The organism is Pseudoalteromonas sp. NFXS53 (genome assembly GCF_056629255.1).
The window spans coordinates 20959-45305 of sequence record NZ_JBWVBR010000015.1 but is presented as its reverse complement, the minus strand read 5'-3'; the positions used below and the strand labels follow the sequence as shown (position 1 = coordinate 45305).

Below are 24347 nucleotides of genomic sequence, written 5' to 3'. Positions count from 1 at the left end.
ACATACTGAAAAACTTAAATATGCCTAAAAGAGATAATTTAACTAATTAGAACAATGAGGTAGTTGAGAAACTCGTTTTTTTGCAGTGATTAAGAACACTAAAGTGTAAAAAAAGAATAATGAGTGGGTTAAGTAAGCGTTTGCAAAAGCAAACGCTTACTTAAATAAAGAGTGTGAGTCAGCCTGTAAGCCGGGTTCTGTCCCTCTTGCGAGGTGATAATCATTCGTCTAGGCCTAGCATTGCTACTAGGCTCAAGCAACCTACCCGGTTCCGATGTGGGCCACACCATAAGGAACCCTATTTGGTCTTGCTCCGGGTGGAGTTTACCTTGCAACCAACTGTTACCAGTGGCCCGGTGCGCTCTTACCGCACCCTTTCACCCTTACCAACCGAAGTTGGCGGTCTCCTCTCTGCTGCACTTGTCGTAGGCTCACGCCCCCCAGCCGTTAGCTGGCACCCTGCCCTGTGGAGCCCGGACTTTCCTCCCCCTGATCATTTTCGTCACAGGCAGCGATTATCCGGCTGACTCAGGCGGGCGATTATACGCAAGATACAGTAAAATCACACGCTTTTTTGCGGTTAATCGCCTTTATCGGCAATCACAGCTTTGTAAAGCGCATTTTTCTTCAGACCAAAGTACTCAGCAACCACACCACAGGCTTTTTTCAGTGGCATTTCAGGCTCAAGTAAACTCAGCATTTTACGTGCATCAGCTGGTATTTCGTCTTGTTGTTTGGCTTTCCCTGGCAACATTAACACGAGCTCGCCACGCTGCTTCTCTGGCTCATTAGTCAAATACTCAATAAGTTCGCTTACAGAGCCACTAAAGAAAGTTTCGTATGTTTTTGTCAGCTCTTTCGCAAACACCACATGTTGCTCTGCACCTAACGCGGTTTGCATATCTTCAAGACTGGCCATGATGCGGTGGGTGCTTTCATACATGATGCTGGTGATGCCGCTTTCAAATGCATCAACAAAGAACTGTTGACGGGCTTGGCTTTTCGCCGGTGTAAAACCAATAAACTGGAATCTATCTGTCGGCAATCCTGAACAACACAATGCCGTGATCGCTGCACACGCGCCAGGAACAGGTGTGACATCTGCCCCCTCGTTACGACATAAGTTGACAACCGCATAACCGGGGTCGCTAATAAGTGGCGTGCCCGCATCCGACACCAATGCAATATCAAGCCCTTCGTTTAGCCAATCTAAAACCTGCTGTGCTTTTTGTTTTTCGTTATGATCATGCAGCGCAAAGGTTTTCGCTTTGATATTGAAATGACTCAATAACTTACCCGTATGACGGGTATCTTCAGCGGCAATTAAGTCAACCTCTGCTAAAGTTGTTAAAGCACGCTCACTGATATCGGCTAAGTTACCGATCGGTGTTGCGACCACGTAAAGGGTACCAATTTTGTCTGTATTCTGTGCTTTTGTCATTGAGCTCTCCAGTTTCAGTCAGTAAGATATCCCTTTGAGGAATGTTTATCGTTAGGAAGTTGCGGTGCGACTGAAAGTAATTTGTCTTGTAATAGGTGTATTGTCGGGTTTATCGGCGTGTAGTACAACCGAAAAATCACCAGCTCAACCTCGTGCGGTGCAGAATCAGCCGCAAACTCAAGCACCTGAAGTCCTCAATGCGGAGGGGCTACTTAACAAAGCACGAGCCAAGCAAGGTGCATCTCGTATCCAGCTGCTTTATAGTGCCCGTGAAAATGCCATAAAAGAGCAAAACTGGCCTATTTTAGAACAAGCCTGCCTCGCATTAGAACGAAACGAAACTGTCGATTATGTGCAAAATAAACTTTATATCGCACTAGCAAGAACAGAGCTCAATAATTACAGCACAGCACTCAACATTCTTAAAACTTTAAAAGAACGCTTGTCTTTACCTGAGCATAAAGCGTGGCACCAGTATTTAATGGGTCGTATTTATGCCTCTCAAGGTATGCCGAAAAAAGCACTTACCTACTATTTTAAAGCGGCCGATTTAAGCTTCACTAACAAAGTAGAAGTGGCAAATTTAAATGATGAAATCTGGCAAGCATTACAGCAACTTTCATCCTATGCGTTGGAGCGCTTCGACCGAAGTACTGTAGTCCAAAGAGGCTGGGTAAAATTAGCCAAATACCAACAAATATATATTGGTTCAGGTATACAACTGCATCAAGCCCTTAACAACTGGCAGCGTCGCTTTGTTAATCACCCAGCGACTTACATTTTGCCCAAGAAAGTTCAGAATGCGGTAAATCTTGCCCCCTATCACGCAAAACGCATCGCTGTACTACTACCCCAAAGCGGAAGTAGTAAACGCCTAGGCAGCGCCCTAAAAAATGGGTTCTTAGCAGCTATGGATCACAGTGAGATTACAGAAATCACTTTTATTGACGAGCAACTCAGTGCCGAAGACATAGACAGGCAACTCGCCTCTCAGCAATTTGACTTCATCATTGGTCCGTTACTCAAAGACAACATCGAAAAAGTGAGTAACAGCAGCGCCATTCAAAGCACACCAACACTTCACTTAAATACTTCAGAGACCTCTAGCTTAGCAGGTGAACAATACTTTTTTGCCCTGAATCCTGAACATGAAGTCGAGCAAGCTATGGTGCATTTCTTATCGCAGAAATTTCAAAAGCCTATGTTATTGGCACCAGATACGCTATCGGGTTTAAGACTCGTTAATCATTTCAAAAATGAATGGCAAAACTATAGCCTGATTGAACCAGAAGTAGGTCTATATACTGATAGCAAAGATATGGCGAAAGTCGTAGCTAACTTACTTGAGGTAGACGCTTCTAAAGAGCGGATCAAAGCTGTAAAAAGCCTATTCAGGAAAGAGGTAGAGAGTGAAACGCGTTCTCGCATGGATATTGATGTCATCTACATTCTAGGCGATGCCATCGAAACACGTTTATTGAAGCCTTATCTTGACGTCAACGTCAGTACTTTTGCCAAACGCATTCCTCTATACGCAAGCTCAAGAAGCTATTCTAAGCGTATGGATCACACTGACAAAGGCGACCTTGAAGGCTTATTCTTTACTGAGCAGCCTTGGATGCTAAACAAATCAGTTGATAAGTTTAATCTCAGAGCACAATACGATGCACTCTGGCCTGAACAAGCAGATATAGAGCAGCGTTTATTTGCCATGGCCTTTGACGCCGTTCACCTTATCCCTGAACTGAAACAATTAGCTAAGATCCCAGGTAAAGCTTACTCAGGGCTAACTGGTAAGCTTAGTATTAAAAGTAATAATACCGTTGAAAGACGATTAGAATGGGCACAATACAAGCAAAAGAAAATTCAGCTTGTGCAATTAGAAGAACAAAAACCAACACCGCTGTTTATGCAAAATCATAATCGCTTCCAAGAAAGCTTAAGGGATTAATTCATTTTTAAATAAGGGAACGTATGCTAAAAGGATTGTTTGCCAATACACGTGCCAAAGGCATGCACTACGAGCAACTAGCAGAGCAGTATTTACAGGCGCAAGGATTAAGTGCAGTTTCTCGTAATTATAATTGCAAATATGGTGAGATAGACCTCATCATGAAAGAGCAAAACACGCTTGTTTTTGTTGAAGTCAAATATAGAAAAAGCCAAAGCTATGGTGGCGCTATTGCAGCTTTAAGCCCGAGTAAGCTTCAAAAGCTGCAGAGAAGTATTTATCATTACTTAGAGTGCAAAAAACTAAAGAATTTACCAGTACGAATAGACTTTATTGCTATCGAAGGGGTGAGTTCAGATAATATAAAGTGGATTAAAAACATATATTAATTATGCAAGAATCAATAAAAACAATTTTCACTGAGAGTATTCAAGCACAAATCGCAGCGGGTGAAGTCCTTCCCGATGCGCTTGAAGCTGCAGCCATGACAATCGTGCAAGGTTTAATTAATGGTAATAAAGTAATCTGCTGCGGAGAGTCTAGCTGTAATATGCTTGCTGAGCACTTTGCTGGTCTGCTTGTAAACCACTATGAAACAGAGCGCCCTTGCCTTCCTGCTATCGCTTTATCACAAAATCACATTCACTTAGACATGCACAATACGGAGCATGAGAACGACAAATTCTCACGCCAAGTTCGCGCCTTTGCACAACAGGGCGATTTACTTGTTGTCTTTGCTATTGATGGTAACGAAAAAAATATTATTTCTGCAGTAGAAGCAGCGCTTACCAAAGACATGAAAGTCATTGCGCTAGTGGGTGATGAAGGGGGTGAGTTAATTGGTCTACTCGGCCCCAATGATGTTGAAATATTGACGCCAAGCAAGCGCCCTAGCCGCATTATTGAATCACACTTATTTAACGTGCACTGTCTTAGCCAATTAATTGATAACACCTTGTTTCCTCAGGATGATCAGTAATGCCATTTAAACACCTAATAATTATTGCCACTCTTATTCTCCTTCAAGGCTGCGCTGCCGCCGTTGTAGCGGGTACAGCGGGTGCTGTATCAGCAGCCAATGATAGACGCACTATAGGCTCGCAAATAGACGATAACAACATTGAAATTAAAGCGACCCTAGCCCTTAAAAGAGTACCGAACCTAAGTGAGCAAGCTAATATTAGTGTCGTCAGTGTCAATGGCACCATTTTACTTGTTGGCCAAGTACCTTCCAATAACCTAATGTCACAAGCTGCACAAGCTGTTAGAAATGCCGTCACAGTAAAGAACATCCATAACCAACTTCGTATTGGTACGCGCATTGGCATCACCACACAAACCCACGACACCTGGCTAACTTCAAAAGTAAAAACCAAATTACTCACTGCTGAGACCATCACAGGTAATAACATCAAAGTGGTTACAGAGAACAGCGAAGTCTTCTTAATGGGCTTAGTATCAGAAGAAGAAGCTGATATGGCGGTTGAAATCGCTCGTCATGTCAACGGTGTAAAAAGAGTCATCAAAGCTTTTGAATATTTATAAAGGGTGCAAAAGGTTACTTACGTGCAAAGGGTTAATGACAAGTGCGTAGCACTTCATTTCCTTTGCGCAAGGTGAACTAATTTCGTGATGCCGTCACGCTAAACACAACCAAAACAAAATCAAAAAGCCCTCCACAATAACACCAGCTAAAACAGCTAATTTCACCTTGCGCAAAAGAACCGTACTCACTTCGTTCGCAGTCGGTAACCTTTTGCACTATAAATAAAAAACCCGCCGTAGCGGGTTTTTTAAAATACAAATAAGCGACTTTAAAGTACTTATTTAACAACGCGAAGATGAGCGCCTTTTTTCTTTTCAGGCTCTTTGGGCTTCTCTTCAGTGGCTTCAACAACCTCTTCTGGTTCACCCTGCGGCTCTTCTTCATACTCAGGAAAAGTTTCTTGAGTAAAAACGGTACCTTCACCGTTCTCACGCGCATATATTGCCAGTACAGCGCCCATAGGCACATACACTTGCATAGGTTGACCAGAAAAGCGGGCGTTAAAGCTTAGCTGCTGGTTATCCATATCAAAGTGGGTCACTGCACTAGGACTAATGTTTAAAACAATTTGACCATCTTGTACAAACTGCGTAGGTACTTGAACCGCTGGATATTCAGCGTTTACAACCAAATGCGGTGTACACTCATTATCGACAATCCAATCGTAAAACGCTCTAAGCAAATATGGGCGATTTGGCGTCATTATGCTCTGATCTCACGCTCAGCTTCTGTTAAAGAAGCTTGGAATGAATCACGCTCAAATAAACGAAGCATGTATTCTTTAAGCTCTTTTGCACCCGCACCATTAAGGTCGATACCCATTTCTGGTAAACGCCATAATAGTGGTGCTAGGTAACAATCTACTAGGCTAAACTCTTCACTCATGAAGTAAGGTGCCTCAGTAAAGATTGGCGCAATTGCAAGTAGGGCTTCAGTTAGCTCTTTACGAGCCTGATCAGCATCGCTGCCACCTTGCTTGATTTTAGCTGCTAATGTATACCAATCAGTTTCGATACGGTGCATCATTAAACGGCTACGACCACGCATTACTGGGTATACAGGCATTAATGGTGGGTGCGGGAAACGCTCATCTAAATATTCCATGATGATGTTCGCTTCATATAAACCAAGCTCACGGTCGATCAATGTCGGTACTGTGCCATATGGGTTTATTTCGTGAAGCGCTTCAGGCAGGTTATCTTTTTCTGCTAAGTGAATATCTACACTCACACCTTTTTCGGCTAAAACGATACGTACTTGATGGCTATACATACAGTTAGCACCTGAGAAAAGCGTCATTACAGGGCGCTTATTGGCAGCTACGGCCATGCCTACCTCCATTAAAATTACAATAAGTAATAAATCATTATAAACAGCAATAGGGGCATACGCCCCTATTACAAAATTACTTTAAAAATGTATCACTGTATTAGTGAACATCTCTCCAGTACTCTTTCTTCAAGAAGAAGGCCAAGATAAATAAGATTACTAAAAATCCTAATACCTTATAACCTAGCGCTTCTGATTTTAAGCGAGTTGGTTCACCAACATAAGCCATAAAGTTCGTTAAGTCACGCACTGCTTGATCATACTCATCAGCACTCATCTCACCAGAACCATCTGTTGTGATTTCAACTACTTTTTGAACTTTAACACCGTGCTCTTCAACCTCTTCAAAACGTGCAGTTGGCACACCTTGAAGTTCTTGAAGTACGTGTGGCATACCCACTGAAGGGAATACTGAGTTGTTTACACCAAACGGACGGCTTTCATCTACATAGAAAGACTTCAAGTAAGTGTAAATCCAATCAGCGCCACGTACACGTGCAACTAATGTAAGATCTGGCGGCGGCGCACCAAACCAAGTTGCGGCATCTTCGATCTTGATAGCATTATTGATATGACTACCAACTTTAGAACCATCAAAGATAAGCGTTTCTTGACCAATCTCTACTGGAATACCGATATCACGGAAAGTACGCTCATAACGTTGATACTGCATTTGGTGACAACCAAGACAGTAGTTCATGAACAACTTAGCACCGCGCTGTAAAGACGCATTGTCAGTTAAGTCATGGTTTGACTCAAGTAGTGGTACCGACGGGCCTGCTGCCATTGCAAAAGTAGGCAGCAATGCGAATAAACCAATAATTAGCTTCTTCATCATTTCGTTAACCTCTCAGGCAATGGTTTAGTCTGCTCATTCTTCGAGTATACGAATAGTAATACGAAGAACATGAAGTAAGTTACAGTCGTAATTCTCGATAGCACTGTAGACAAATCAGTCTGAGGTGTCGCACCAGCCCAACCTAGGATGATGAACGTTACTACGAACTGAGCAATGTTTAGCTTGTGCCACTTACTACGGTAACGAATCGAACGAACCTTACCACGGTCTAACCACGGCAATAATGCCAGTAGTACGATCGATGCACCCATTGCAATTACACCCATTAGCTTATCAGGGATAGCACGTAGGATTGCGTAGAATGGCGTAAAGTACCAAACAGGGAAGATATGCTCTGGTGTCTTCAGCGGGTTAGCTGCTTCAAAGTTTGGCGCTTCTAGGAAGAAACCACCCATCTCTGGTGCAAAGAACACAACCCAACAGAAGAAGATTAAGAAACCAGCAACACCTAATACATCTTTAACTGTGTAGTATGGGTGGAACGGGATTGCATCAACAATGTCTTTCTTGTTTGTGTAATATTCATGGAATTGGAACTTCGGCTTATCTTCTTCTGCCACAGAACCTTTCTTACGCTTAATTTCAACACCGTCAGGGTTGTTTGAACCCACTTCGTGAAGCGCAACAATGTGAAGGAATACTAGAATAACTAGCACAAGTGGTAGTGCAATTACGTGTAGTGCAAAGAAGCGGTTAAGCGTCGCACCTGAAATTACGTAGTCACCACGGATCCACTGAGTTAGGTCATCACCAATTACCGGAATCGCACCGAATAATGAGATGATTACCTGAGCACCCCAGAATGACATCTGACCCCAAGGTAATAGGTAACCCATGAACGCTTCAGCCATTAATGCTAAGAAAATTAGCATACCGAATAGCCATAGAAGTTCACGTGGTTTTTGGTACGAGCCATAGATCATGCCGCGGAACATGTGTAAATACACGACCACGAAGAATGCCGAGGCGCCCGTTGAATGCATGTATCTCAATAACCAACCATATTCAACATCACGCATGATGTATTCGATTGAAGCAAATGCGCCTTCAGCAGAAGGAACATAGCTCATTGTTAGCCAGATACCAGTTAGAATTTGGTTTACTAGTACTAAAATTGCTAAAGAGCCAAATAAGTACCAGAAGTTAAAGTTTTTTGGCGCAGGATATTGCGCGATGTGCATGTTCCAAACACGCGTCATTGGGATACGGTCATCAATCCAGTTGATGACGTTACCAACAACACCTGTTGAAGCGTTATCTTGTTTACCAGCCATTATGCAACCTCTTCTTCACCAACCAAAATGGTTGTATCATCAATAAAGGTGTAAGGTGGGATTTCTAAGTTTAGAGGTGCAGGCACCGCTTGGAATACTCGGCCGGCCATGTCGAACTTAGAACCGTGACAAGGACAGAAGAAACCTGATTCAGTACCTTCAACGAACTCACCAAAGCCACCATTAAAGAAGCTTGGTGAACAGCCTAGGTGAGTACAAATACCAACCGCCACGAAAATTTCAGGGCGCTTAGAACGGTATTCATTCTTAGCTGAATCTAATTGTTGAGGCTCTTCAGACTGCGGATCACGAAGTTGACCTTCGTGAGCTTTCATCTGCTCAAGCATTTTTGGCGTACGATTGATAACCCATACAGGTTTACCTCGCCACTCAACACGAATTAATTGTCCAGGCTCAAGTTTGCTGATATCTACTTCTACAGGCGCACCCGCAGATTTAGCTCGCTCACTTGGATTCCAAGACGCAATAAAAGGAACAGCAGCTCCAGCCGCACCAACACCACCTACAACAGAGGTAGCTATGGTCAAAAAGCGACGTCGGCTGTTGTCTACAGGCGCATTGCTCATCCACTTATCTCCACTATGATCCTCAACACTTGCTATATTGAGAACATCAGTTACAGCAGGTTAAATTAAGAAACTACAAAATAGACGCGATCATAAATAATTACCTTGATGAAAACAAGGTTATTACCCGTATCAAGACTAATAAAGCATGGATTTTACTACCCATTTTAGTCGTAGCCTCGAAAGCTAGTTAGTTATGATAACGTTTTTATAACCACAATATACTGACCAAGATCAACCCCATCTATGAGGAGACGAGGGTACCCAAAAGGGCATCAAACCTTACTCACTTTACTTGCCCCGCAATTGTAGCAAAAAAAAGCGCTGATTTATCGTCAGATCTTCACTAATTACAATAAATATTGAAAATATTAGGTAAACAATAAGTCGAACATCGGTTGTTTGGCGTGGGTTGGGATTGGAAATGAAAAATATTTGGACTTTTAAAACAAAAAACCCAGCATAAGCTGGGTTTTTGAATTCTTGTAAACGTAAAAAATTAACGCTTCGAGAATTGAGTGTTCTTACGTGCTTTCTTAAGACCCACTTTCTTACGCTCAACTTTACGAGCGTCGCGAGTAACAAAGCCAGCTTTACGTAGAGCAGGACGTAGTGACTCGTCAAACTCCATAAGCGCACGAGTGATACCGTGACGGATAGCACCAGCTTGACCAGTTGAACCACCACCTGCAACAGTGATGTATAGGTCAAACTTTTCAGTCATTTCAACTAGCTCTAGAGGCTGACGAACAACCATGCGAGAAGTTTCACGACCGAAGTATTCTTCGATAGAACGTTGATTGATTACGATGTTGCCAGTACCTGGGCGTAAGAATACGCGAGCACTTGAACTTTTACGACGACCTGTACCGTAGTATTGATTTGCCATGAGTTAGCTCCTTAAATGTCCAGTACTTGAGGCTGTTGAGCTGCATGAGCGTGCTCAGAACCTGCGTATACTTTTAGTTTGCGGTACATTTCACGACCTAGAGGGCCTTTTGGTAACATACCTTTAACTGCTTTTTCGATAATCATTTCAGGCTTTTTAGCTTGAAGCTTATCGAAAGTGATAGACTTAAGGCCACCTGGGAAACCAGTGTGAGCATAGTACACTTTATCAGTTGTTTTGTTACCAGTTACAGTAACTTTCTCAGCATTGATTACGATGATGTAATCACCAGTGTCAACATGAGGTGTGTACTCAGCTTTATGCTTACCGCGTAGGCGACGAGCGATTTCAGTAGCGATACGACCTAAAGTTTTACCTTCAGCGTCAACTACGTACCAGTCACGTTTTACAGATTCTGGCTTAGCAACAAACGTTTTCATTAAATAAAATCCAATGTTTCAAATTAAAACCACAGGTAACAAAAAGTTACCGCTTTACTATGAGTGCTTGAACCCCTTCGAGTTTAAGACTTTTATGCCGCTCAAATCGGTGGCTAAGCCGACGAGGGCTATAGAACGCAACGTGGCAGGCCGCGGATTATAGCAACACAGAAGAGGCTTTTCCAGTGTGCGACTGTTTTTTCTACAAAAAAAATAATCGCGTTGATTTGAGCGAAAATTTATACCAATCAGCGTAGGCAATTTGCGTATTTTTTGCCGAATTTACTACTGATTGGTATTCATTTAGGCGAGATGTTCTCTTGCGAGGTATTCGTGCGACTGCATCTCTTGCAAACGGCTGATACAGCGCCTAAATTCAAAATTAAGTGTGCCGTCAGTATATAACTCTGTGATCGGCGCTGCGGCTGAGATAATAAGCGTCACATTACGCTCATAGAATTCATCAACTAAAGCAATAAAACGTCTGGCGGCATCGTCATTCTGCTGCCCCATCTGTTTTACATTAGAAAGGATTACGGTGTTATAAATACGGCTTATTTCCATATAGTCTACTTGCGAACGTGCCGTTTCACAAATTTGTGTGAAATCGAACATCACAATACTATCGGCAACTTTTCGGGTGTTGATCAAACGGCCTTCGATTTCGATGGCTTCATCAAGTTTACCCGGTTCAGGTGAGAGCTTATCAAAATACTCAAACAGGTTTTTATCTGCTTGTGCGTCAAGCGGACTATGGAAAATCTCTGCTTGCTCTAACGTTCTCAAGCGATAGTCAATGCCAGAATCGACGTTGACGACTTCAGTGTTTTCTTTCACTAGGGCAATGGCTGGTAAGAAACGAGCACGCTGAAGACCATTTCGATATAGTTCATCAGGAACAATATTAGAGGTAGCAACTAAAATAATATCACGTGCAAACAACGCCTGCATTAAACCACCTAGTAACATGGCATCGGTGATGTCTTGTACAAAAAACTCATCAAAACAAATGATATCTGTTTCTTTTTTAAAAATATCGGCCACAGTCTCAAGTGGGTCTTTTACTTCTTTAAGCTTTTTAAGCTCATCGTGAACACGGTGCATGAAACGGTGAAAATGCACTCGCATTTTCCTGTCTGTCGGTAATGCCTCATAAAAGGTATCAACCAAATAGGTTTTACCGCGCCCTACGCCGCCCCAAAAGTAAAGGCCGGTAATTTTTTGCTTTGGCTGTCGATTAAATAAGCGAGAAAAGAAACCTTGGGGCTGTTCAGGTTGATTCACGATATCATCGTACAAACGCTGCAAATGCTTTACTGCGTTTTCTTGTGCCGCATCATATTGAAAGTCATCTCGTTGTAGGTCTTGTTGATATTTTTCCCAAGGTGTCATCATTTTTCACAAACTAAGCGTTTTTATTTGAGGCATATATTAACACGCATCAAAACTCCGCGTATATTTAGCTGATAGTTTGAATTACATTTTTTATTACGTAGCCGAATAATTGCCTACACTTATAGAGCGCGTATTTTTAAGGAGACTCCCTATGACAACATTTGCTTGGTTAGGATTAATTGTGGTAGTTGCTATTGCTGCATTTTTCTTAGGTTCAATGATCACCAAGAAACAACTTAAGCACGACGATTTAGAACAGCAAGTACAACAAGCTAAGCACGAGTTAGAGCAATATCGCCAAGAGGTTGCTGATCACCTTGCAAGTACCAAGAAGCTAATGACTAAAATGCAAGACAGCTACTCTCAACTTTTGAGCCATGTAGAAGAAACAGATAAAGCACTGCTTACAGTTAAGCCAACGATGCCTGATGAACCTTTCTTCTCAAAAGAAACCACTGAACAACTGCAAGCCTCGCTACAAAACCGCCCAGAGCGCCGTCGCGAAGCGAAAAACGATACATTGTCAGCGCAACCTAGCGATTATGCCGAAGGTGAAACAGGTATTTTCTCTGGTGAAAGCTCAGAAGTTGAGCAATCAAAAGCCTCTTGATGAACTTTTTTTAGCCCCCATAGTCAGTAAGTACAGTTACCAAAAATGACGAACCGGTAAGTAAGCCGAAAATTTACTTACCTATCATCAATGATATATGCCCTATTTTTAATGATTAATAGAAAATGGGCGTTATTACTTTTCGGAGTACTTATTGACTATGAAACTAAAACTATCGTTATTATCTGCTGCTATTTTTTCAACTGCCCTTTTCCTTTCTCCCACAGCAGTTGAAGCTAAACTCCCTATCGCGGTCGATGGGCAGTCTTTACCTACCCTTGCGCCAATGCTAGAGCGCGTTACACCTGGGGTTGTAAGTATTCGTGTATCAGGCGCAAAAGAGGTTCGCCGGCGTGTCGACCCTTTTGACTACTTCTTTGGTAACCCTCAACCTCGTAACCAAAAGCGTCCTTTCAGTGGGTTGGGCTCAGGTGTGATTATCGATGCAGATGAAGGGTACGTAGTAACAAACAGCCATGTTATCGACGAAGCCGACAAAATTATCGTTACTTTAAAAGATGGACGAGAGTTTGATGCCAAGTTGGTTGGCCGCGATAAAGAATCTGATATCGCATTGCTTGAAATCGATGCGGACAACCTCACAGAGGTGCATCTGGCTAATTCTGACAAGCTTCGAGTCGGTGACTTCTCGGTTGCCATTGGTAATCCGTTCGGTCTGAGCCACACTGTGACATCAGGCATTGTCAGTGCGCTGGGTCGTAGTGGTTTAAATATTGAAGGCTATGAAGACTTCATCCAGACCGACGCAGCTATTAACCAAGGTAACTCAGGTGGCGCTTTAGTAAATCTGAACGGTGAGCTAATCGGCATTAACACTGCCATTCTTGGCGCTTCGGGCGGTAATGTTGGTATCGGTTTTGCCATCCCTTCTAATATGATGAAGAACCTCGTTGATCAAATTATCGAATTTGGTCAAGTACGCCGAGGCTCTTTAGGTATTATTGGCCGTACACTAGATGCTGGCCTTGCCAAAGCACAAGATTTAGAAGTTCAGCAAGGTGCCTTTGTTATGCAAGTTGTAAAAGACTCAGCGGCAAGCGAAGCCGGTATTAAAGCCAATGATGTGATTGTCAGTCTGAATGGTGATGAGATCCAAAGTTTTGAAGAACTTAGAGGCAAAATCGCCACCATAGGTGAAGGTAGAACCATTGAACTAGGTGTGTTCCGCGATGGTAGAAAACGCACCATAGAAGTAACACTTAAAGGTCAAGGCGAACTGCAAGCTCAAGCAGATAAAGTACACCCAATGCTACGAGGTGCTGTGCTTGAAAGTGGCGAACGCAATGGCAACCAAGGGGTTATTGTCTCTAGCATTGAAGATCGCTCACCGGCTATGCGAGTTGGCCTTGAAGAAGGTGATGTGATCATGCAAGTAAACCGTCAGCGCGTTAAGAACATTCGCGATATGAGCAACTTAATAGAAGACATTCAAGGCAACATCGTATTGGGTATTAAACGCGGACGAGACTCTGTGTTTATTCTAATTCAATAAATTGTTTTAAGTTTTAGCTAATAAAATGCAGCGTCTTATTGTCGCTGCATTTTTATTTGTGCCATCATTACTATTCTGCTTTCAGTAAGATAAAATAACTGATTGTTGTGTAATGAATAAAAATGAGCGATGGCGTGCTAAAACTTTTTAAATTTATTCTTCCCCCTTTGTTTGTCGGCCTTGGGATCGCATTTTTAGTGATTTGGTTTTCACCCAACCTAAAAAGTGTCGTTTTGCCAAAGCTCGCCATGCCTAGCCATTACACCAGCAGCCATATGAGCTTTGCCGACTCTGTCGCTAAAGCCTCACCTGCTGTCGTGACGATTTTTTCTGAAAGTATTTCATCAATGCCTCGTTACCAAAGACGTAACACCACACAAGAACTTGGTTCTGGTGTGATTATGTCGAGCGATGGCTATATCCTGACAAACTACCACGTGGTTAACGACGCAGACCAAATCATGGTCATCTTGACTGACGGTAGACGCTTCTATGATGTTCAAGTGATCGGTTTTGATACCATCACCGATCTCGCTTTACTAAAAATTCCAGGCCAGCATCTACCCGTTATCCCAACCGACGATGAGTTTATTCCTCGCGTTGGCGATGTGGTTTTAGCGATAGGTAACCCACTAAATCTAGGTCAAACTATTACCCAAGGGGTAATAAGTGCTACAGGTAAGCAAACACTCACTGACAGTCAATATAACAATTTGCTGCAAATGGACGCTGCTGTGAATGTGGGCAATTCAGGGGGGGCTTTAGTTAACTCAAACGGTATTCTCGTTGGCATTACCTCTGCACAATTTAGAACTCGCTTGAACATCGACATACAAGGGATCTCTTTCGCTGTACCTTATCAGTTAGCCAAACAAGTCATGCAAAGACTCATTGCGGATGGCCGAGTCGTTCGCGGCTACTTAGGCTTTAGAGGCACAGCCGTTGATAGCTCAGGAAATGAAGTAACCGACTTATATACTCCAATTGTTGGCTTGTTGATCAGCGAACTGGATCCATTAGGCCCTGCTTGGCAAGCGGGTATGCAAGATAGAGATATTATTGTTAAAGTTGCTGGTCAATCGATTTCTAACCCACAAAAAACATTACAGTTTATTGGTAATACTAAGCCTGGCACTGAACTTGAATTTGAGGTGCTGAGAAATGGTGAGCATCGAACTATTACTTTGACCGTTGCTGAGCTAGAAATTAACACTAATTAATTCAATTCGCTCAGCCAGCTAAAGCTAAAGTAGATACAAAAAAGCGACCTGTCCAAGTAGGTCGCTTTTTTCTTTTTAGATAAACAAACAGTATTAATTGTGGCGGCGTTTAATATTCGCACCCAACTTACTTAGCTTATCTTCGATACGCTGGTAACCTCTATCAACATGATAGATGCGATCAACCACAGTCTCTCCTTGCGCGACAATACCGGTCAAAATTAAGCTGGCTGATGCACGTAAATCAGTCGCCATGACCTGTGCACCCGATAGCTTCTCAGTATCACCACAAATCGCAGTATTGCCCTCTAAGCGAATGTTTGCACCCATACGTTGTAATTCAGGCACATGCATAAAGCGATTCTCAAAGATCGTTTCTGTGATTGTTGCACTGCCATTTGCTACCACATTCATAGCAGTAAACTGCGCCTGCATATCAGTTGGAAAACCAGGGTGAGGCATGGTTTTAATGTTTACAGCCTTTAACTCGCGCTGACGCATATCGATGTAAATACTGTCTTGCTGTACTTCAACCAAAGCATTAGCATCGCGCAGTTTTTCAAGCACAGGCTCTAAGCTATGATGGTCTGTGTTCTTACATAACACCTCACCTTTTGCCATTGCCGCTGCGACTAAGAAAGTACCCGTTTCAATGCGATCAGGTAAGATCTTGTGCTCACACCCTGATAGTTGCTCAACCCCTTCGATTTCAATGCGATGGGTACCTGCTCCTGAGATTTTTGCACCCATTGCCACTAGGCATTCAGCAAGATTTACAATTTCTGGTTCGCGTGCAGCATTTTCTAATACGGTTTTACCGTCAGCAAGCGTTGCCGCCATCAGTAAGTTTTCGGTCGCGCCTACACTCACAGTTTCCATATAGATGTCAGCGCCCTGCAGACGACCCGAAGACGTTGCATTAATATAGCCGTTTTCTACATTTATGGTTGCGCCCATTTTTTCAAGGCCGCGAATGTGCAAATCGACTGGGCGAGCACCAATGGCACAACCACCAGGTAAAGAAACTTGGGCTTGACCAAAGCGGGCTAATAAAGGCCCCAATGCCAAAACGGATGCACGCATCTGCTTTACAAGCTCATATGGCGCTAGCACTTTATCAACGGTACTTCCGTCGACTTCAAGATTATCGCCATGCCATTTAACTTCTGCGCCAAGCGTCTTCAGCAGCGCTTCGGTTGTGCCTATGTCACGAAGTTGAGGTACATTCGAGAAAGTACTCTTGCCGTTACCTAGTAAGGCTGCAAAAAGAATAGGAAGGGCGGCATTTTTAGCGCCCGAAATTGTGACTTCACCAGCTAGGGTGGTGCCACCTTGGATAACAAACTGATCCATTGTGGCTCCGTTATTGAGGAAGGATGAATTTACGTTCTCTTTGCCACTCTGTTGGCGTGAAGGCTTTAATGCTTAAAGCGTGAATGGTGCCGTCTTTGATCACATCCATCAAAGGCCCGTAAACTAGCTGTTGCTTTTTAACTCGACTCGCCCCGTCAAAACATTCACCAACTGCAATCACCTCATAGTGACTACCATTGGCTTTAACTATGACTTCTTCTAGTGACAATGCTTCTTGTAATACCGCTTCGACTTGGTTTGTTTCCATCAGATTCACTCAAATAAGTTAGATACCTGACCCAACTCCATCAATTTATGCAGTTGCTCAGGTATATTTTTCAGCTCAAGGCGCTTACCTTGGCGTTGCAAAAGACCTAAAGAGTGAATTAACCAAGCTAAGCCCGCTGTGTCAACCCTAGAAACCTCAGAAAGGTCAAAATATAGGACTGACTGCGTACTTTGTAGCTGTTGGTTAAGAAGGCGTTCATCTATTAAGCTATTTCGGGTTAATTCTCCCTTAATCGCTACCACACCTTCTTGTAGAGGTGAAAACTGCAAATTAGTTGCCATCATCACCTCTGAATTGAACTGGTAAACGGCTCTTTTTATCTAAAAGGTCGATTACATGTTCGATACCTTGTTGACGAAGCACACCATGCAATTCAGTTTGTTTCGCATCAAGTAGTGAAATACCCTCTGCCATCATGTCGTATGCACGCCACTCATTGTCCTTACCTTTACGCACTTTGAAGTCGATTTTAATGTCCGGCTTGCCTGGTTCAACAATGCGGGTTTTTACAACTGCAACGTCATCACCTTCAAAACTACGGGCCTCACCAAACTCTACTTTTTGATTTTTATACTGGGTAAACACACCAGCATAAGTTGCCACTAAATAGCGCTGGAATACATCAATGAATGTTTTAATATGCTCAACAGCCTGCTTTTTCTCAGCTGGATCTGTCATGGTACGTACTTTTTGAATATAGCTACCAAGCACGCGATAAGCTGCATACTTGTAATCTACATATGGCATCAGCTCTTGTTCAACTATAACGCGTAAGTGCTCTTTGTCAGTCGAGATGATACCTTGATCTTTAGCTACACGTTTAAATGTGTTGTCAGCAACCTGCTCAACCATTTTATACGGATCGGTTAAATCCACCTCTGGTGCTGCCAGCACTTGAGCAGACATCACTAAACCTGCAGCAACCATTAAAAATTTCTTAAACATGATTATTCCCCACCTTGGTTAAACAGGAATTGACCAATTAGTTCTTCAAGTACCAACGCTGATTTCGTATCTGTCAGCATGTCACCATTTTTAAGCGCGACACTTTCAACACCGAATAGGTCATCTAATTCAGAACCTGCATTACTTGTCACCTCATTTCCTAAACAGCTTTGCTTCGCTGATTCAGCAGCGATAACAGGAGAAAGACCAAGGTACTGCTCACCTAAAATACCAGATGTTAAAATAGAGACTGAGGTTGTATCAGAAAACTGGCACTCGTAGCTCGCATCAATACTCATATTCACAACAGGTAAAAACTCTTGCGGATGAATGTAAATACTTTCAACACGACCGATCACGACACCACCCACTTTAATTGGTGCACGTGTTTTTAAAGAACCAATATTTTCAAATTTAGCGCTCAGCGTGTATGTATCACCATTACCACTGATCCCTGAGTTTGCGACTTTAAGCGCTAAAATAGCAAACGCTGCCACGCCGAGTGCGACAAATAAGCCAACTAAAATTTCTATTTTCCGTGTATTCATAATTTCTCAAAACCCTTAACTTGAAAACATCACCGCTGTTAATAAAAAGTCGAAACCTAAAACGGCCAGCGACGAATGAACAACTGTTTCTGTGGTCGCTTTACTGATCCCTTCTGATGTAGGAACACAGTCGTACCCTTTGTAAAGCGCAATCCATGTCACGATCAGTGCAAAAACGAAGCTCTTGATCATGCCATTTAAAATATCTTGCTGGAACGACACCTGAGACTGCATGATTGACCAGAAGCTGCCTGAATCGACACCTAACCAATCAACGCCTACTAAGTGCGCACCAATAATTGCAACTGCTGAAAATATCAGTGCCAACAGCGGCATACTGATAAAGCCCGCCCAAAAACGCGGTGCTACGACCCTTTTAAGCGGATCAATTGCCATCATTTCCAGACTTGATAACTGCTCGGTTGCTTTCATCAAACCAATTTCGGCGGTTAATGCACTGCCCGCTCGACCGGCAAATAATAGTGCAGTTACAACCGGACCCAACTCTCGCAGTAGACTCAGTGCAACTAAAGGACCTAAGCTGTCTTCAGCGCCGTACCCCACTAACACGGTATAACCTTGTAAAGCCAGTACCATACCGATGAATAAACCCGACACCATGATGATCAATAATGATTGATGTCCTACCATGTAAAGCTGCTTAATTAACAGCGGCGTGCCTTTTTTAAAATTAGGCATGCTAAGTAAGGCGCCCAATAACATTCGTGTTGCACGCCCTAATGAGGCAAAACGACTCAGAGTTTTATGGCCTAATGCTTGTAAAAAATCCATTATTGCTGCGCTCCTAGTAACAATTCATCTTCGTAAGGCGCAGCTTTAAAGTGGAAAGGCACAGGACCGTCTGATAACCCTTTTAAGAATTGCTGCACCAGTGGTGAACTATGTTGCAACATCTGCTCTGGCGTGCCCGTACCAATCACGCCTTGCTCAGCAATAATCACCACATGATCAGCAATACTCAGTACTTCTGTTACATCATGCGTTACGATTAAAGAAGACAAACCTAATACTTGATTAAGCGACTTGATCAGACGTACCAACACGCCCATTGAGATAGGGTCTTGTCCTGCAAACGGTTCATCGTACATGATTAGTTCTGGGTCAAGCGCTATTGAACGAGCCAGTGCTGCACGTCTTGCCATACCCCCAGATAATTCTGACGGCATTAAATCTCTGGCACCACGAAGGCCAACAGCTTGAAGCTTCATAAGCACAACAAGGCGAATTAGCTCTTCACTTAACTGCGTATGTTCTCTAAGAGGAAAAGCGATGTTGTCGAATACTGACATATCTGTAAAAAGCGCACCGCTTTGAAAGAGCATACTCATTTTCGTACGGGCTTCGTAAAGCTCAGCACGGGTCATCCCCGGTACACTTTGCCCTTCAAAAGTAATATCGCCACTATCTGGCTTTAATTGACCGCCAATAAGACGCAACATGGTGGTTTTACCAATACCACTAGGGCCCATAATTGCGGTTATCTTCCCCTTTGGTACCGAGAAACTCATGTTCTTATAGATGGTCCTATCACCTCTGGAGAAAGTTACATCCTTGATTTCGATAATTGATTGCGACAAGTCGCGCTCCATATTCTGGTTCACCAATTTGCATATCATACTTTTTTTTGGTTTTAGTGTGAAAAGAGAATTCGTAAAATTTTGTAAGTGATAGATACAGCTCTGCTTTAGTAATAGCTCACTTCTATGAATAAAGCTTTTTACCTAGCGTTTTGTTTATACTTTTTTTTATGCTTTTGATACTATTTGCCGCAATTTTGTTTTCCTTGTTGGCATATTCTTTTTATGATTTTATCTTTCATCATTTTGATACTTGGTTTTGCCGCGTTAGTTTGGAGTGCGGACCGTTTTGTCTTTGGCGCGGCAGCATTGGCAAGAAATTTCGGTGTACCTACATTAATCGTAGGTTTAACTATAGTAGCAATGGGCTCATCGGCTCCGGAAATGATGGTTGCAGCGCAGGCTGCTTTTGCAGATAAAACAGATACCGCAGTGGGTAATGCGGTGGGCTCGAACATCGCCAATATATTACTAGTATTAGGTATTACCGCACTATTGCGCCCACTGTCTGTTGGCTCAGGCATCTTAAAACGCGAAATGCCATTACTTGTTGTCGTGTCTTTAGGTGCTTGGTTCATCGTCAGTGACAATCACTTTAGTCGCACTGAAGGCCTAGTTTTATTTGCTGGCTTTATCACTTTTCTCGCAACCTTACTCATTTTAACCAAACGCTCAGGCAACCAAGACGATGACCCTTTAGTTGCTGAAGCATGTGATGAAGTACCGAATGATGTACCAACCAACAAAGCGGTTTTATGGTTAGTCGTGGGTATGATCATGCTTCCTATTAGCTCTGGTTATCTTATTGATGCAGCCGTTGATATAGCCAAATATTTTGGTATGAGCGACTTATTAATTGGCCTGACAATCATAGCGGTTGGTACCAGTCTCCCTGAATTAGCAGCCTGTATTGCTGGCGTATTAAAAAATGAAGATGACCTAGCAATGGGCAACATTATTGGCTCAAATATTTTTAATATTCTCGCAGTACTTTCTATTGCGGGGATCTTAAACCCAGCAGTTATCGATGCAAACATCGCACAACGCGACATTTACATTATGCTAGGTGCGACGCTCATCTTAATCGCGATGAGCCTAAGCCTTAAAGGCACTCGCCGCATCAACCGCGTTGAAGGGGGCCTACTTCTTGCCGCGTTCATCGGGTACATGTATTACATTATTTAGTTGTTGGAGTGCACATGACTGCTGAACAATTTACTAAAACGGCTTTAAATGTCATCGATATTGAAAAACAAGCCATCGATGAAATTACACAATATATTGATGAAAGCTTTGTTAAAGCATGCCAAGCTGTTTTTGACTGCCAGGGCAGAACCATAGTCATTGGTATGGGTAAATCAGGGCACATAGGCAACAAAATAGCTGCAACGCTCGCCAGTACAGGCACCCCTGCTTTTTTTGTTCACCCTGGTGAAGCAAGCCATGGCGACCTCGGTATGATCACCAAAGACGATGTGGTGTTACTGATCTCAAATTCAGGAGAGACCAGCGAAGTCGTCAATATTATTCCTGTTATAAAGCGCATTGGTGCAAAAACCATTGCCATGACTGGCAATCCTAATTCTTCAATGGCTAACCTTTCTGATATTCATTTGTGTATTGCGGTCTCGAAAGAAGCCTGCCCACTGGGGTTAGCACCAACAGCGAGCACGACGGCCACACTGGTCATGGGTGATGCACTTGCCGTTGCCCTACTAGAAGCGCGTGGCTTTACTGCCGATGATTTTGCACTCTCTCACCCTGGTGGTTCACTCGGTCGACGTTTATTACTGACCTTAGATGACATCATGCATCAAGGTGAGCAAATGCCAATCATCGAAACGGGCAAACTTATCAAAGATGCGTTATTCGAAATTTCGAGCAAAGGCTTAGGCATGACTGCAGTTATTGATGAACAAGGTATTTTGGCCGGTATTTTTACCGACGGAGACTTACGCCGTATTATTGAACAAAAGCTCGATTTGCACAGCGCAAAAATTGATGATGCAATGACTGTTAATTGCACAACGGCTAAAGCCGATATGCTCGCAGCAGAAGCATTAAACATTATGGAAACCAAACGTATTAATGGCTTAATTGTGGTTGATGAAACTAATCGCCCAATTGGCGCTCTGAATATGCAAGACTTATTAAAAGCAGGAGTCATTTAAATGCAATTTGCCGACTTATATCAGCCAATCAGCGAAGATGTGGTATCTAGAGCGAAGCAAATTAAGTTGCTTATTTGTGATATTGACGGCGTATTCTCTGATGGCCGTATTTACCTTGGCAATAATGGCGAAGAATTAAAGGCATTCAACACCAAAGATGGCTTTGGCATAAAAGCACTGATCAATGCTGGAGTTGAAGTTGCCGTCATCACCGGTCGCCATTCACAGATTGTTCAGCAACGTATGACTAGCTTAACAGTAAAGCATATTTACCAAGGGCAAGAAGACAAGGTGAAAGCCTACGAAGAGCTGAAAGCAAACCTAAACCTGACAGATATCGAGATCGCTTACATTGGTGACGACGGTCCTGATTTACCAGTGATGGAACAAGTGGGTTTTGCTGTGGCCGTAAACGATGCACACCCAATTATTCGCAACCTTTCACACTACACGACTTCGCTGCCTGGTGGATTTGGTGCTGTGAGAGAGTTAACTGACTTGCTTATGTTGTGTCAAGGTCACACACTCGGCACATCAGGAACAAGCGCATGACGGTCAACCGCGTCATATTATTAATTATTTTTGCACTGACCATGTATTGGATATGGTCACCGTATTTTGATCAACCTAAAAAGCAAAGCTCGACTGAAGAAGAGAGCATAGCCACGCCTGATTATGTTGCTACAGATCTAAAGCAAACCAAATATTCTGAAGCCGGCATACGAAATTACTTAGTTGAAGCAAATAAAATGGAGCTTTATCAGCAGCTCGGTTTTAGCCACTTTACATCACCGACATTCACCCTGTTTAATGGCCCTCAAAATTGGCAACTTTCATCCAATGAAGCCACTTTATATGAAAATAACATGCTGATCTTAGAGGGAGATGTTAAAGCCCTAAATTTAACTGAAGGTGCAATGATAAGCCAAATCAGTGCAGACCATATTCAAGTTGATATTACTCAGCGCAGCATGCGCTCAGATCTACCCGTAGAAATTGTGGGCCCTCATTTAAATATAAAAGGACAAGGCCTCAATGCCGACCTCAATACTGAAATTATTGAGCTCATTAACCATACGCGAACCATTTATTATGACCAATAAACTACTTCTTTCACTGCTACTACTCGGCTTTTCTAACTTTACTTTGGCTGAAACAGCTCCTATGTCACAAGTATCAATTAAAGCAGGTAAGCAGCAAGCACAATTAAAGACAAACATTGGTATCTTTGAAGAAAATGTTGAAATCATTCATGGCAACCGTGAAATTTATGCAGATAGATTAGAAGTACATCAGCGTGAAGAGCTCGGTGAGAACAAACAGCTTTTAGTCGCAACAGGCAAACCAGCTCGCTTTATCGAAAAGCAGCCTGATGGCACAGTATTAAGTGCCAGCGCAGAAGAAGTCAGGTATGACGTTGCAAATCGACTGCTTACCATCAAAGGCAAAGCCGAAATCAATCAAGCAGGTCAAGTTATCAAGGCTGAAGCAATTATTTATGACATCGAGAAGCAACTGATCAGTGCTGAGCAGAATGAACAAAACAAACAACGTGTACACACGATTTTAGTGCCCGAGAAAAAGGCATCAAAGTCTAACCCTGAACAAGGTCAATAAGCATGAGTGTGTTAACTGCCACAGCCCTAGCAAAAAGCTATAAAGGACGCCAAGTCGTAAAAAATGTCAGTTTGAGTGTGGAAGCTGGGAGCATTGTTGGTCTTCTCGGCCCTAATGGCGCAGGTAAAACCACCAGTTTTTACATGATCGTTGGTCTTGTGCCTAGCGATAAAGGTAAAGTCACCATAGATGACGAAGATATCACTTTGCTACCTATGCACAGTAGAGCACGTATGGGCATAGGTTATCTGCCTCAAGAATCTTCCATCTTCAGAAAATTGACTGTGTATCAAAATTTAATGGCAATTTTAGAAACGCGTAAAGACCTCAATAAAGTACAAAGAGAACAAACCCTAGACGACCTATTAGATGAATTTAATATTCAACATATTCGGGACAGTCAGGGCATGGCTTTATCAGGTGGTGAGCGTCGCCGAGTTGAAATTGCTCGCGCTTTAGCCGCAAACCCTAAATTTATTCTTTTAGATGAGCCTTTTGCTGGCGTTGATCCGATTTCGGTGTTAGATATAAAGAAAATTGTTGAGCATTTAAAAAACCGCGGCATTGGTGTCCTCATTACAGATCACAATGTAAGAGAAACCCTTGATGTTTGTGAGAAAGCTTATATTGTTTCACATGGTGAATTAATCGCGTCAGGTACGCCTGAATCAGTTTTAGCTGATCAAACCGTAAGAGACGTCTACCTAGGTGAACAATTCCGTCTATAGTTAAAGCAAGACATAATCCAAATAACAAAAAGGATTGTTAGAAA

At 42.7% G+C, this 24347-nt stretch carries 29 protein-coding genes and 1 other RNA gene; 13 read left to right on the top strand and 17 right to left on the bottom strand.

Features of this window, described 5'->3' with window-relative positions:
- Positions 1–170: 170 nt before the first annotated feature.
- Positions 171–531: RNase P RNA component class A (rnpB, locus tag AC1HJP_RS15475), an RNA gene on the bottom strand.
- A gap of 49 nt (positions 532–580) precedes the next feature.
- On the bottom strand, positions 581–1441 hold the full coding sequence (gene rsmI / locus AC1HJP_RS15470; RefSeq protein WP_480362573.1) for a 16S rRNA (cytidine(1402)-2'-O)-methyltransferase: 861 nt from the start codon (positions 1439–1441) through the stop codon (positions 581–583).
- 64 nt (positions 1442–1505) lie between these two features.
- Here rsmI and AC1HJP_RS15465 point away from each other — a divergent pair, with 64 nt between their 5' ends.
- The 4 genes from AC1HJP_RS15465 to dolP are packed head-to-tail and all read left to right on the top strand — an operon-like array spanning position 1506 to position 4937.
- A complete protein-coding gene (locus AC1HJP_RS15465) occupies positions 1506–3392 on the top strand; it encodes a penicillin-binding protein activator (RefSeq protein ID WP_480362572.1) in 1887 nt (628 codons plus the stop codon).
- Between the two features lie 23 nt (positions 3393–3415).
- Positions 3416–3781 (top strand): YraN family protein, encoded by a 366-nt coding sequence (locus tag AC1HJP_RS15460; RefSeq protein WP_480362571.1) that lies wholly within the window; start codon positions 3416–3418, stop codon positions 3779–3781.
- Positions 3782–3783: 2 nt separating this feature from the next.
- On the top strand, positions 3784–4371 hold the full coding sequence (locus AC1HJP_RS15455) for an SIS domain-containing protein (RefSeq protein WP_480362570.1): 588 nt from the start codon (positions 3784–3786) through the stop codon (positions 4369–4371).
- The gene (dolP, locus tag AC1HJP_RS15450; protein WP_480362569.1) at positions 4371–4937 is read left to right on the top strand and encodes a division/outer membrane stress-associated lipid-binding lipoprotein; all 567 of its coding nucleotides are present in this window, start codon (positions 4371–4373) and stop codon (positions 4935–4937) included. Before AC1HJP_RS15455 ends, dolP begins: the two co-directional genes overlap by 1 nt.
- 278 nt (positions 4938–5215) lie before the next feature.
- Here dolP and AC1HJP_RS15445 read toward each other — a convergent pair whose 3' ends face one another.
- The 8 genes from AC1HJP_RS15445 to zapE form a co-directional block, all read right to left on the bottom strand.
- Positions 5216–5641, bottom strand: coding sequence for a ClpXP protease specificity-enhancing factor (locus AC1HJP_RS15445; protein ID WP_480362568.1), 426 nt, complete (start codon positions 5639–5641; stop codon positions 5216–5218).
- On the bottom strand, positions 5641–6267 hold the full coding sequence (sspA, locus tag AC1HJP_RS15440; RefSeq protein ID WP_058028619.1) for a stringent starvation protein SspA: 627 nt from the start codon (positions 6265–6267) through the stop codon (positions 5641–5643). The genes AC1HJP_RS15445 and sspA overlap by 1 nt, the downstream gene beginning before the upstream one ends.
- A 100-nt stretch (positions 6268–6367) precedes the next feature.
- Complete coding sequence (locus AC1HJP_RS15435; RefSeq protein WP_058028618.1) at positions 6368–7105, bottom strand: cytochrome c1; 738 nt, start codon at positions 7103–7105, stop codon at positions 6368–6370.
- Complete coding sequence (locus AC1HJP_RS15430; protein WP_058028617.1) at positions 7102–8400, bottom strand: cytochrome b; 1299 nt, start codon at positions 8398–8400, stop codon at positions 7102–7104. The genes AC1HJP_RS15435 and AC1HJP_RS15430 overlap by 4 nt, the downstream gene beginning before the upstream one ends.
- Entirely contained in the window at positions 8400–8987 is a 588-nt protein-coding gene (petA, locus tag AC1HJP_RS15425; RefSeq protein ID WP_138481527.1) for a ubiquinol-cytochrome c reductase iron-sulfur subunit, read from the bottom strand. Before petA ends, AC1HJP_RS15430 begins: the two co-directional genes overlap by 1 nt.
- A gap of 499 nt (positions 8988–9486) precedes the next feature.
- Positions 9487–9876, bottom strand: a complete 390-nt coding sequence (gene rpsI, locus AC1HJP_RS15420; protein WP_480362567.1) for a 30S ribosomal protein S9 — start codon at positions 9874–9876, stop codon at positions 9487–9489.
- Positions 9877–9887: 11 nt separating this feature from the next.
- Entirely contained in the window at positions 9888–10316 is a 429-nt protein-coding gene (gene rplM / locus AC1HJP_RS15415; protein WP_138481531.1) for a 50S ribosomal protein L13, read from the bottom strand.
- Between the two features lie 303 nt (positions 10317–10619).
- A complete protein-coding gene (zapE, locus tag AC1HJP_RS15410) occupies positions 10620–11708 on the bottom strand; it encodes a cell division protein ZapE (RefSeq protein ID WP_421965314.1) in 1089 nt (362 codons plus the stop codon).
- Between the two features lie 154 nt (positions 11709–11862).
- Here zapE and AC1HJP_RS15405 point away from each other — a divergent pair, with 154 nt between their 5' ends.
- The 3 genes from AC1HJP_RS15405 to AC1HJP_RS15395 all read left to right on the top strand — a co-directional run bounded on the left by AC1HJP_RS15405 (position 11863) and on the right by AC1HJP_RS15395 (position 15054).
- A complete protein-coding gene (locus AC1HJP_RS15405) occupies positions 11863–12321 on the top strand; it encodes a Z-ring associated ZapG family protein (protein ID WP_480362566.1) in 459 nt (152 codons plus the stop codon).
- 160 nt (positions 12322–12481) lie between these two features.
- Positions 12482–13834: a Do family serine endopeptidase gene (locus AC1HJP_RS15400; protein WP_480362565.1), complete on the top strand. Its 1353-nt coding sequence runs from the start codon at positions 12482–12484 to the stop codon at positions 13832–13834.
- Positions 13835–13968: 134 nt separating this feature from the next.
- Positions 13969–15054, top strand: coding sequence for a trypsin-like peptidase domain-containing protein (locus AC1HJP_RS15395; RefSeq protein ID WP_480362564.1), 1086 nt, complete (start codon positions 13969–13971; stop codon positions 15052–15054).
- Positions 15055–15147: 93 nt separating this feature from the next.
- Here AC1HJP_RS15395 and murA read toward each other — a convergent pair whose 3' ends face one another.
- The 7 genes from murA to AC1HJP_RS15360 are packed head-to-tail and all read right to left on the bottom strand — an operon-like array spanning position 15148 to position 19799.
- Positions 15148–16407 carry a UDP-N-acetylglucosamine 1-carboxyvinyltransferase gene (gene murA / locus AC1HJP_RS15390; protein WP_480362563.1) on the bottom strand — a complete coding sequence of 420 codons (1260 nt, stop codon included), beginning with the start codon at positions 16405–16407 and terminating at the stop codon, positions 15148–15150.
- Positions 16408–16417: 10 nt separating this feature from the next.
- Positions 16418–16675 carry a BolA family iron metabolism protein IbaG gene (ibaG, locus tag AC1HJP_RS15385; protein ID WP_058028609.1) on the bottom strand — a complete coding sequence of 86 codons (258 nt, stop codon included), beginning with the start codon at positions 16673–16675 and terminating at the stop codon, positions 16418–16420.
- Between the two features lie 5 nt (positions 16676–16680).
- Positions 16681–16980: an STAS domain-containing protein gene (locus tag AC1HJP_RS15380; RefSeq protein WP_480362562.1), complete on the bottom strand. Its 300-nt coding sequence runs from the start codon at positions 16978–16980 to the stop codon at positions 16681–16683.
- Positions 16967–17641, bottom strand: coding sequence for an MlaC/ttg2D family ABC transporter substrate-binding protein (locus tag AC1HJP_RS15375; RefSeq protein ID WP_480362561.1), 675 nt, complete (start codon positions 17639–17641; stop codon positions 16967–16969). Before AC1HJP_RS15375 ends, AC1HJP_RS15380 begins: the two co-directional genes overlap by 14 nt.
- A 2-nt stretch (positions 17642–17643) precedes the next feature.
- Positions 17644–18189 carry an outer membrane lipid asymmetry maintenance protein MlaD gene (gene mlaD / locus AC1HJP_RS15370; protein WP_138481544.1) on the bottom strand — a complete coding sequence of 182 codons (546 nt, stop codon included), beginning with the start codon at positions 18187–18189 and terminating at the stop codon, positions 17644–17646.
- 15 nt (positions 18190–18204) lie between these two features.
- Entirely contained in the window at positions 18205–18984 is a 780-nt protein-coding gene (gene mlaE, locus AC1HJP_RS15365; protein ID WP_130255578.1) for a lipid asymmetry maintenance ABC transporter permease subunit MlaE, read from the bottom strand.
- Positions 18981–19799: an ATP-binding cassette domain-containing protein gene (locus AC1HJP_RS15360; protein ID WP_480362614.1), complete on the bottom strand. Its 819-nt coding sequence runs from the start codon at positions 19797–19799 to the stop codon at positions 18981–18983. Before AC1HJP_RS15360 ends, mlaE begins: the two co-directional genes overlap by 4 nt.
- Before the next feature lie 213 nt (positions 19800–20012).
- Between AC1HJP_RS15360 and AC1HJP_RS15355 the strand changes: the two genes are divergently transcribed.
- The 6 genes from AC1HJP_RS15355 to lptB are packed head-to-tail and all read left to right on the top strand — an operon-like array spanning position 20013 to position 24303.
- Positions 20013–20972 carry a calcium/sodium antiporter gene (locus tag AC1HJP_RS15355; RefSeq protein ID WP_480362560.1) on the top strand — a complete coding sequence of 320 codons (960 nt, stop codon included), beginning with the start codon at positions 20013–20015 and terminating at the stop codon, positions 20970–20972.
- A 14-nt stretch (positions 20973–20986) separates the two neighbouring features.
- The gene (locus tag AC1HJP_RS15350; RefSeq protein ID WP_480362559.1) at positions 20987–21958 is read left to right on the top strand and encodes a KpsF/GutQ family sugar-phosphate isomerase; all 972 of its coding nucleotides are present in this window, start codon (positions 20987–20989) and stop codon (positions 21956–21958) included.
- Entirely contained in the window at positions 21959–22510 is a 552-nt protein-coding gene (gene kdsC / locus AC1HJP_RS15345) for a 3-deoxy-manno-octulosonate-8-phosphatase KdsC (RefSeq protein WP_480362558.1), read from the top strand.
- Complete coding sequence (gene lptC / locus AC1HJP_RS15340; RefSeq protein WP_480362557.1) at positions 22507–23061, top strand: LPS export ABC transporter periplasmic protein LptC; 555 nt, start codon at positions 22507–22509, stop codon at positions 23059–23061. Before kdsC ends, lptC begins: the two co-directional genes overlap by 4 nt.
- Complete coding sequence (lptA, locus tag AC1HJP_RS15335; RefSeq protein WP_480362556.1) at positions 23051–23575, top strand: lipopolysaccharide transport periplasmic protein LptA; 525 nt, start codon at positions 23051–23053, stop codon at positions 23573–23575. Before lptC ends, lptA begins: the two co-directional genes overlap by 11 nt.
- Before the next feature lie 2 nt (positions 23576–23577).
- Complete coding sequence (gene lptB, locus AC1HJP_RS15330) at positions 23578–24303, top strand: LPS export ABC transporter ATP-binding protein (RefSeq protein WP_138481556.1); 726 nt, start codon at positions 23578–23580, stop codon at positions 24301–24303.
- Positions 24304–24347: the final 44 nt, after the last annotated feature.

Coding starts and splice junctions, on each gene's coding strand:
- rsmI (WP_480362573.1), bottom strand. CDS start 1,441: ATGACAAAAGCACAGAATACAGACAAAATTGGTACCCTTTACGTGGTC.
- AC1HJP_RS15460 (WP_480362571.1), top strand. CDS start 3,416: ATGCTAAAAGGATTGTTTGCCAATACACGTGCCAAAGGCATGCACTAC.
- AC1HJP_RS15455 (WP_480362570.1), top strand. CDS start 3,784: ATGCAAGAATCAATAAAAACAATTTTCACTGAGAGTATTCAAGCACAA.
- dolP (WP_480362569.1), top strand. CDS start 4,371: ATGCCATTTAAACACCTAATAATTATTGCCACTCTTATTCTCCTTCAA.
- AC1HJP_RS15445 (WP_480362568.1), bottom strand. CDS start 5,641: ATGACGCCAAATCGCCCATATTTGCTTAGAGCGTTTTACGATTGGATT.
- sspA (WP_058028619.1), bottom strand. CDS start 6,267: ATGGCCGTAGCTGCCAATAAGCGCCCTGTAATGACGCTTTTCTCAGGT.
- AC1HJP_RS15435 (WP_058028618.1), bottom strand. CDS start 7,105: ATGATGAAGAAGCTAATTATTGGTTTATTCGCATTGCTGCCTACTTTT.
- AC1HJP_RS15430 (WP_058028617.1), bottom strand. CDS start 8,400: ATGGCTGGTAAACAAGATAACGCTTCAACAGGTGTTGTTGGTAACGTC.
- petA (WP_138481527.1), bottom strand. CDS start 8,987: ATGAGCAATGCGCCTGTAGACAACAGCCGACGTCGCTTTTTGACCATA.
- rpsI (WP_480362567.1), bottom strand. CDS start 9,876: ATGGCAAATCAATACTACGGTACAGGTCGTCGTAAAAGTTCAAGTGCT.
- rplM (WP_138481531.1), bottom strand. CDS start 10,316: ATGAAAACGTTTGTTGCTAAGCCAGAATCTGTAAAACGTGACTGGTAC.
- zapE (WP_421965314.1), bottom strand. CDS start 11,708: ATGACACCTTGGGAAAAATATCAACAAGACCTACAACGAGATGACTTT.
- AC1HJP_RS15405 (WP_480362566.1), top strand. CDS start 11,863: ATGACAACATTTGCTTGGTTAGGATTAATTGTGGTAGTTGCTATTGCT.
- AC1HJP_RS15400 (WP_480362565.1), top strand. CDS start 12,482: ATGAAACTAAAACTATCGTTATTATCTGCTGCTATTTTTTCAACTGCC.
- murA (WP_480362563.1), bottom strand. CDS start 16,407: ATGGATCAGTTTGTTATCCAAGGTGGCACCACCCTAGCTGGTGAAGTC.
- ibaG (WP_058028609.1), bottom strand. CDS start 16,675: ATGGAAACAAACCAAGTCGAAGCGGTATTACAAGAAGCATTGTCACTA.
- AC1HJP_RS15380 (WP_480362562.1), bottom strand. CDS start 16,980: ATGATGGCAACTAATTTGCAGTTTTCACCTCTACAAGAAGGTGTGGTA.
- AC1HJP_RS15375 (WP_480362561.1), bottom strand. CDS start 17,641: ATGTTTAAGAAATTTTTAATGGTTGCTGCAGGTTTAGTGATGTCTGCT.
- mlaD (WP_138481544.1), bottom strand. CDS start 18,189: ATGAATACACGGAAAATAGAAATTTTAGTTGGCTTATTTGTCGCACTC.
- AC1HJP_RS15360 (WP_480362614.1), bottom strand. CDS start 19,799: ATGGAGCGCGACTTGTCGCAATCAATTATCGAAATCAAGGATGTAACT.
- AC1HJP_RS15355 (WP_480362560.1), top strand. CDS start 20,013: ATGATTTTATCTTTCATCATTTTGATACTTGGTTTTGCCGCGTTAGTT.
- AC1HJP_RS15350 (WP_480362559.1), top strand. CDS start 20,987: ATGACTGCTGAACAATTTACTAAAACGGCTTTAAATGTCATCGATATT.
- kdsC (WP_480362558.1), top strand. CDS start 21,959: ATGCAATTTGCCGACTTATATCAGCCAATCAGCGAAGATGTGGTATCT.
- lptC (WP_480362557.1), top strand. CDS start 22,507: ATGACGGTCAACCGCGTCATATTATTAATTATTTTTGCACTGACCATG.
- lptA (WP_480362556.1), top strand. CDS start 23,051: ATGACCAATAAACTACTTCTTTCACTGCTACTACTCGGCTTTTCTAAC.
- lptB (WP_138481556.1), top strand. CDS start 23,578: ATGAGTGTGTTAACTGCCACAGCCCTAGCAAAAAGCTATAAAGGACGC.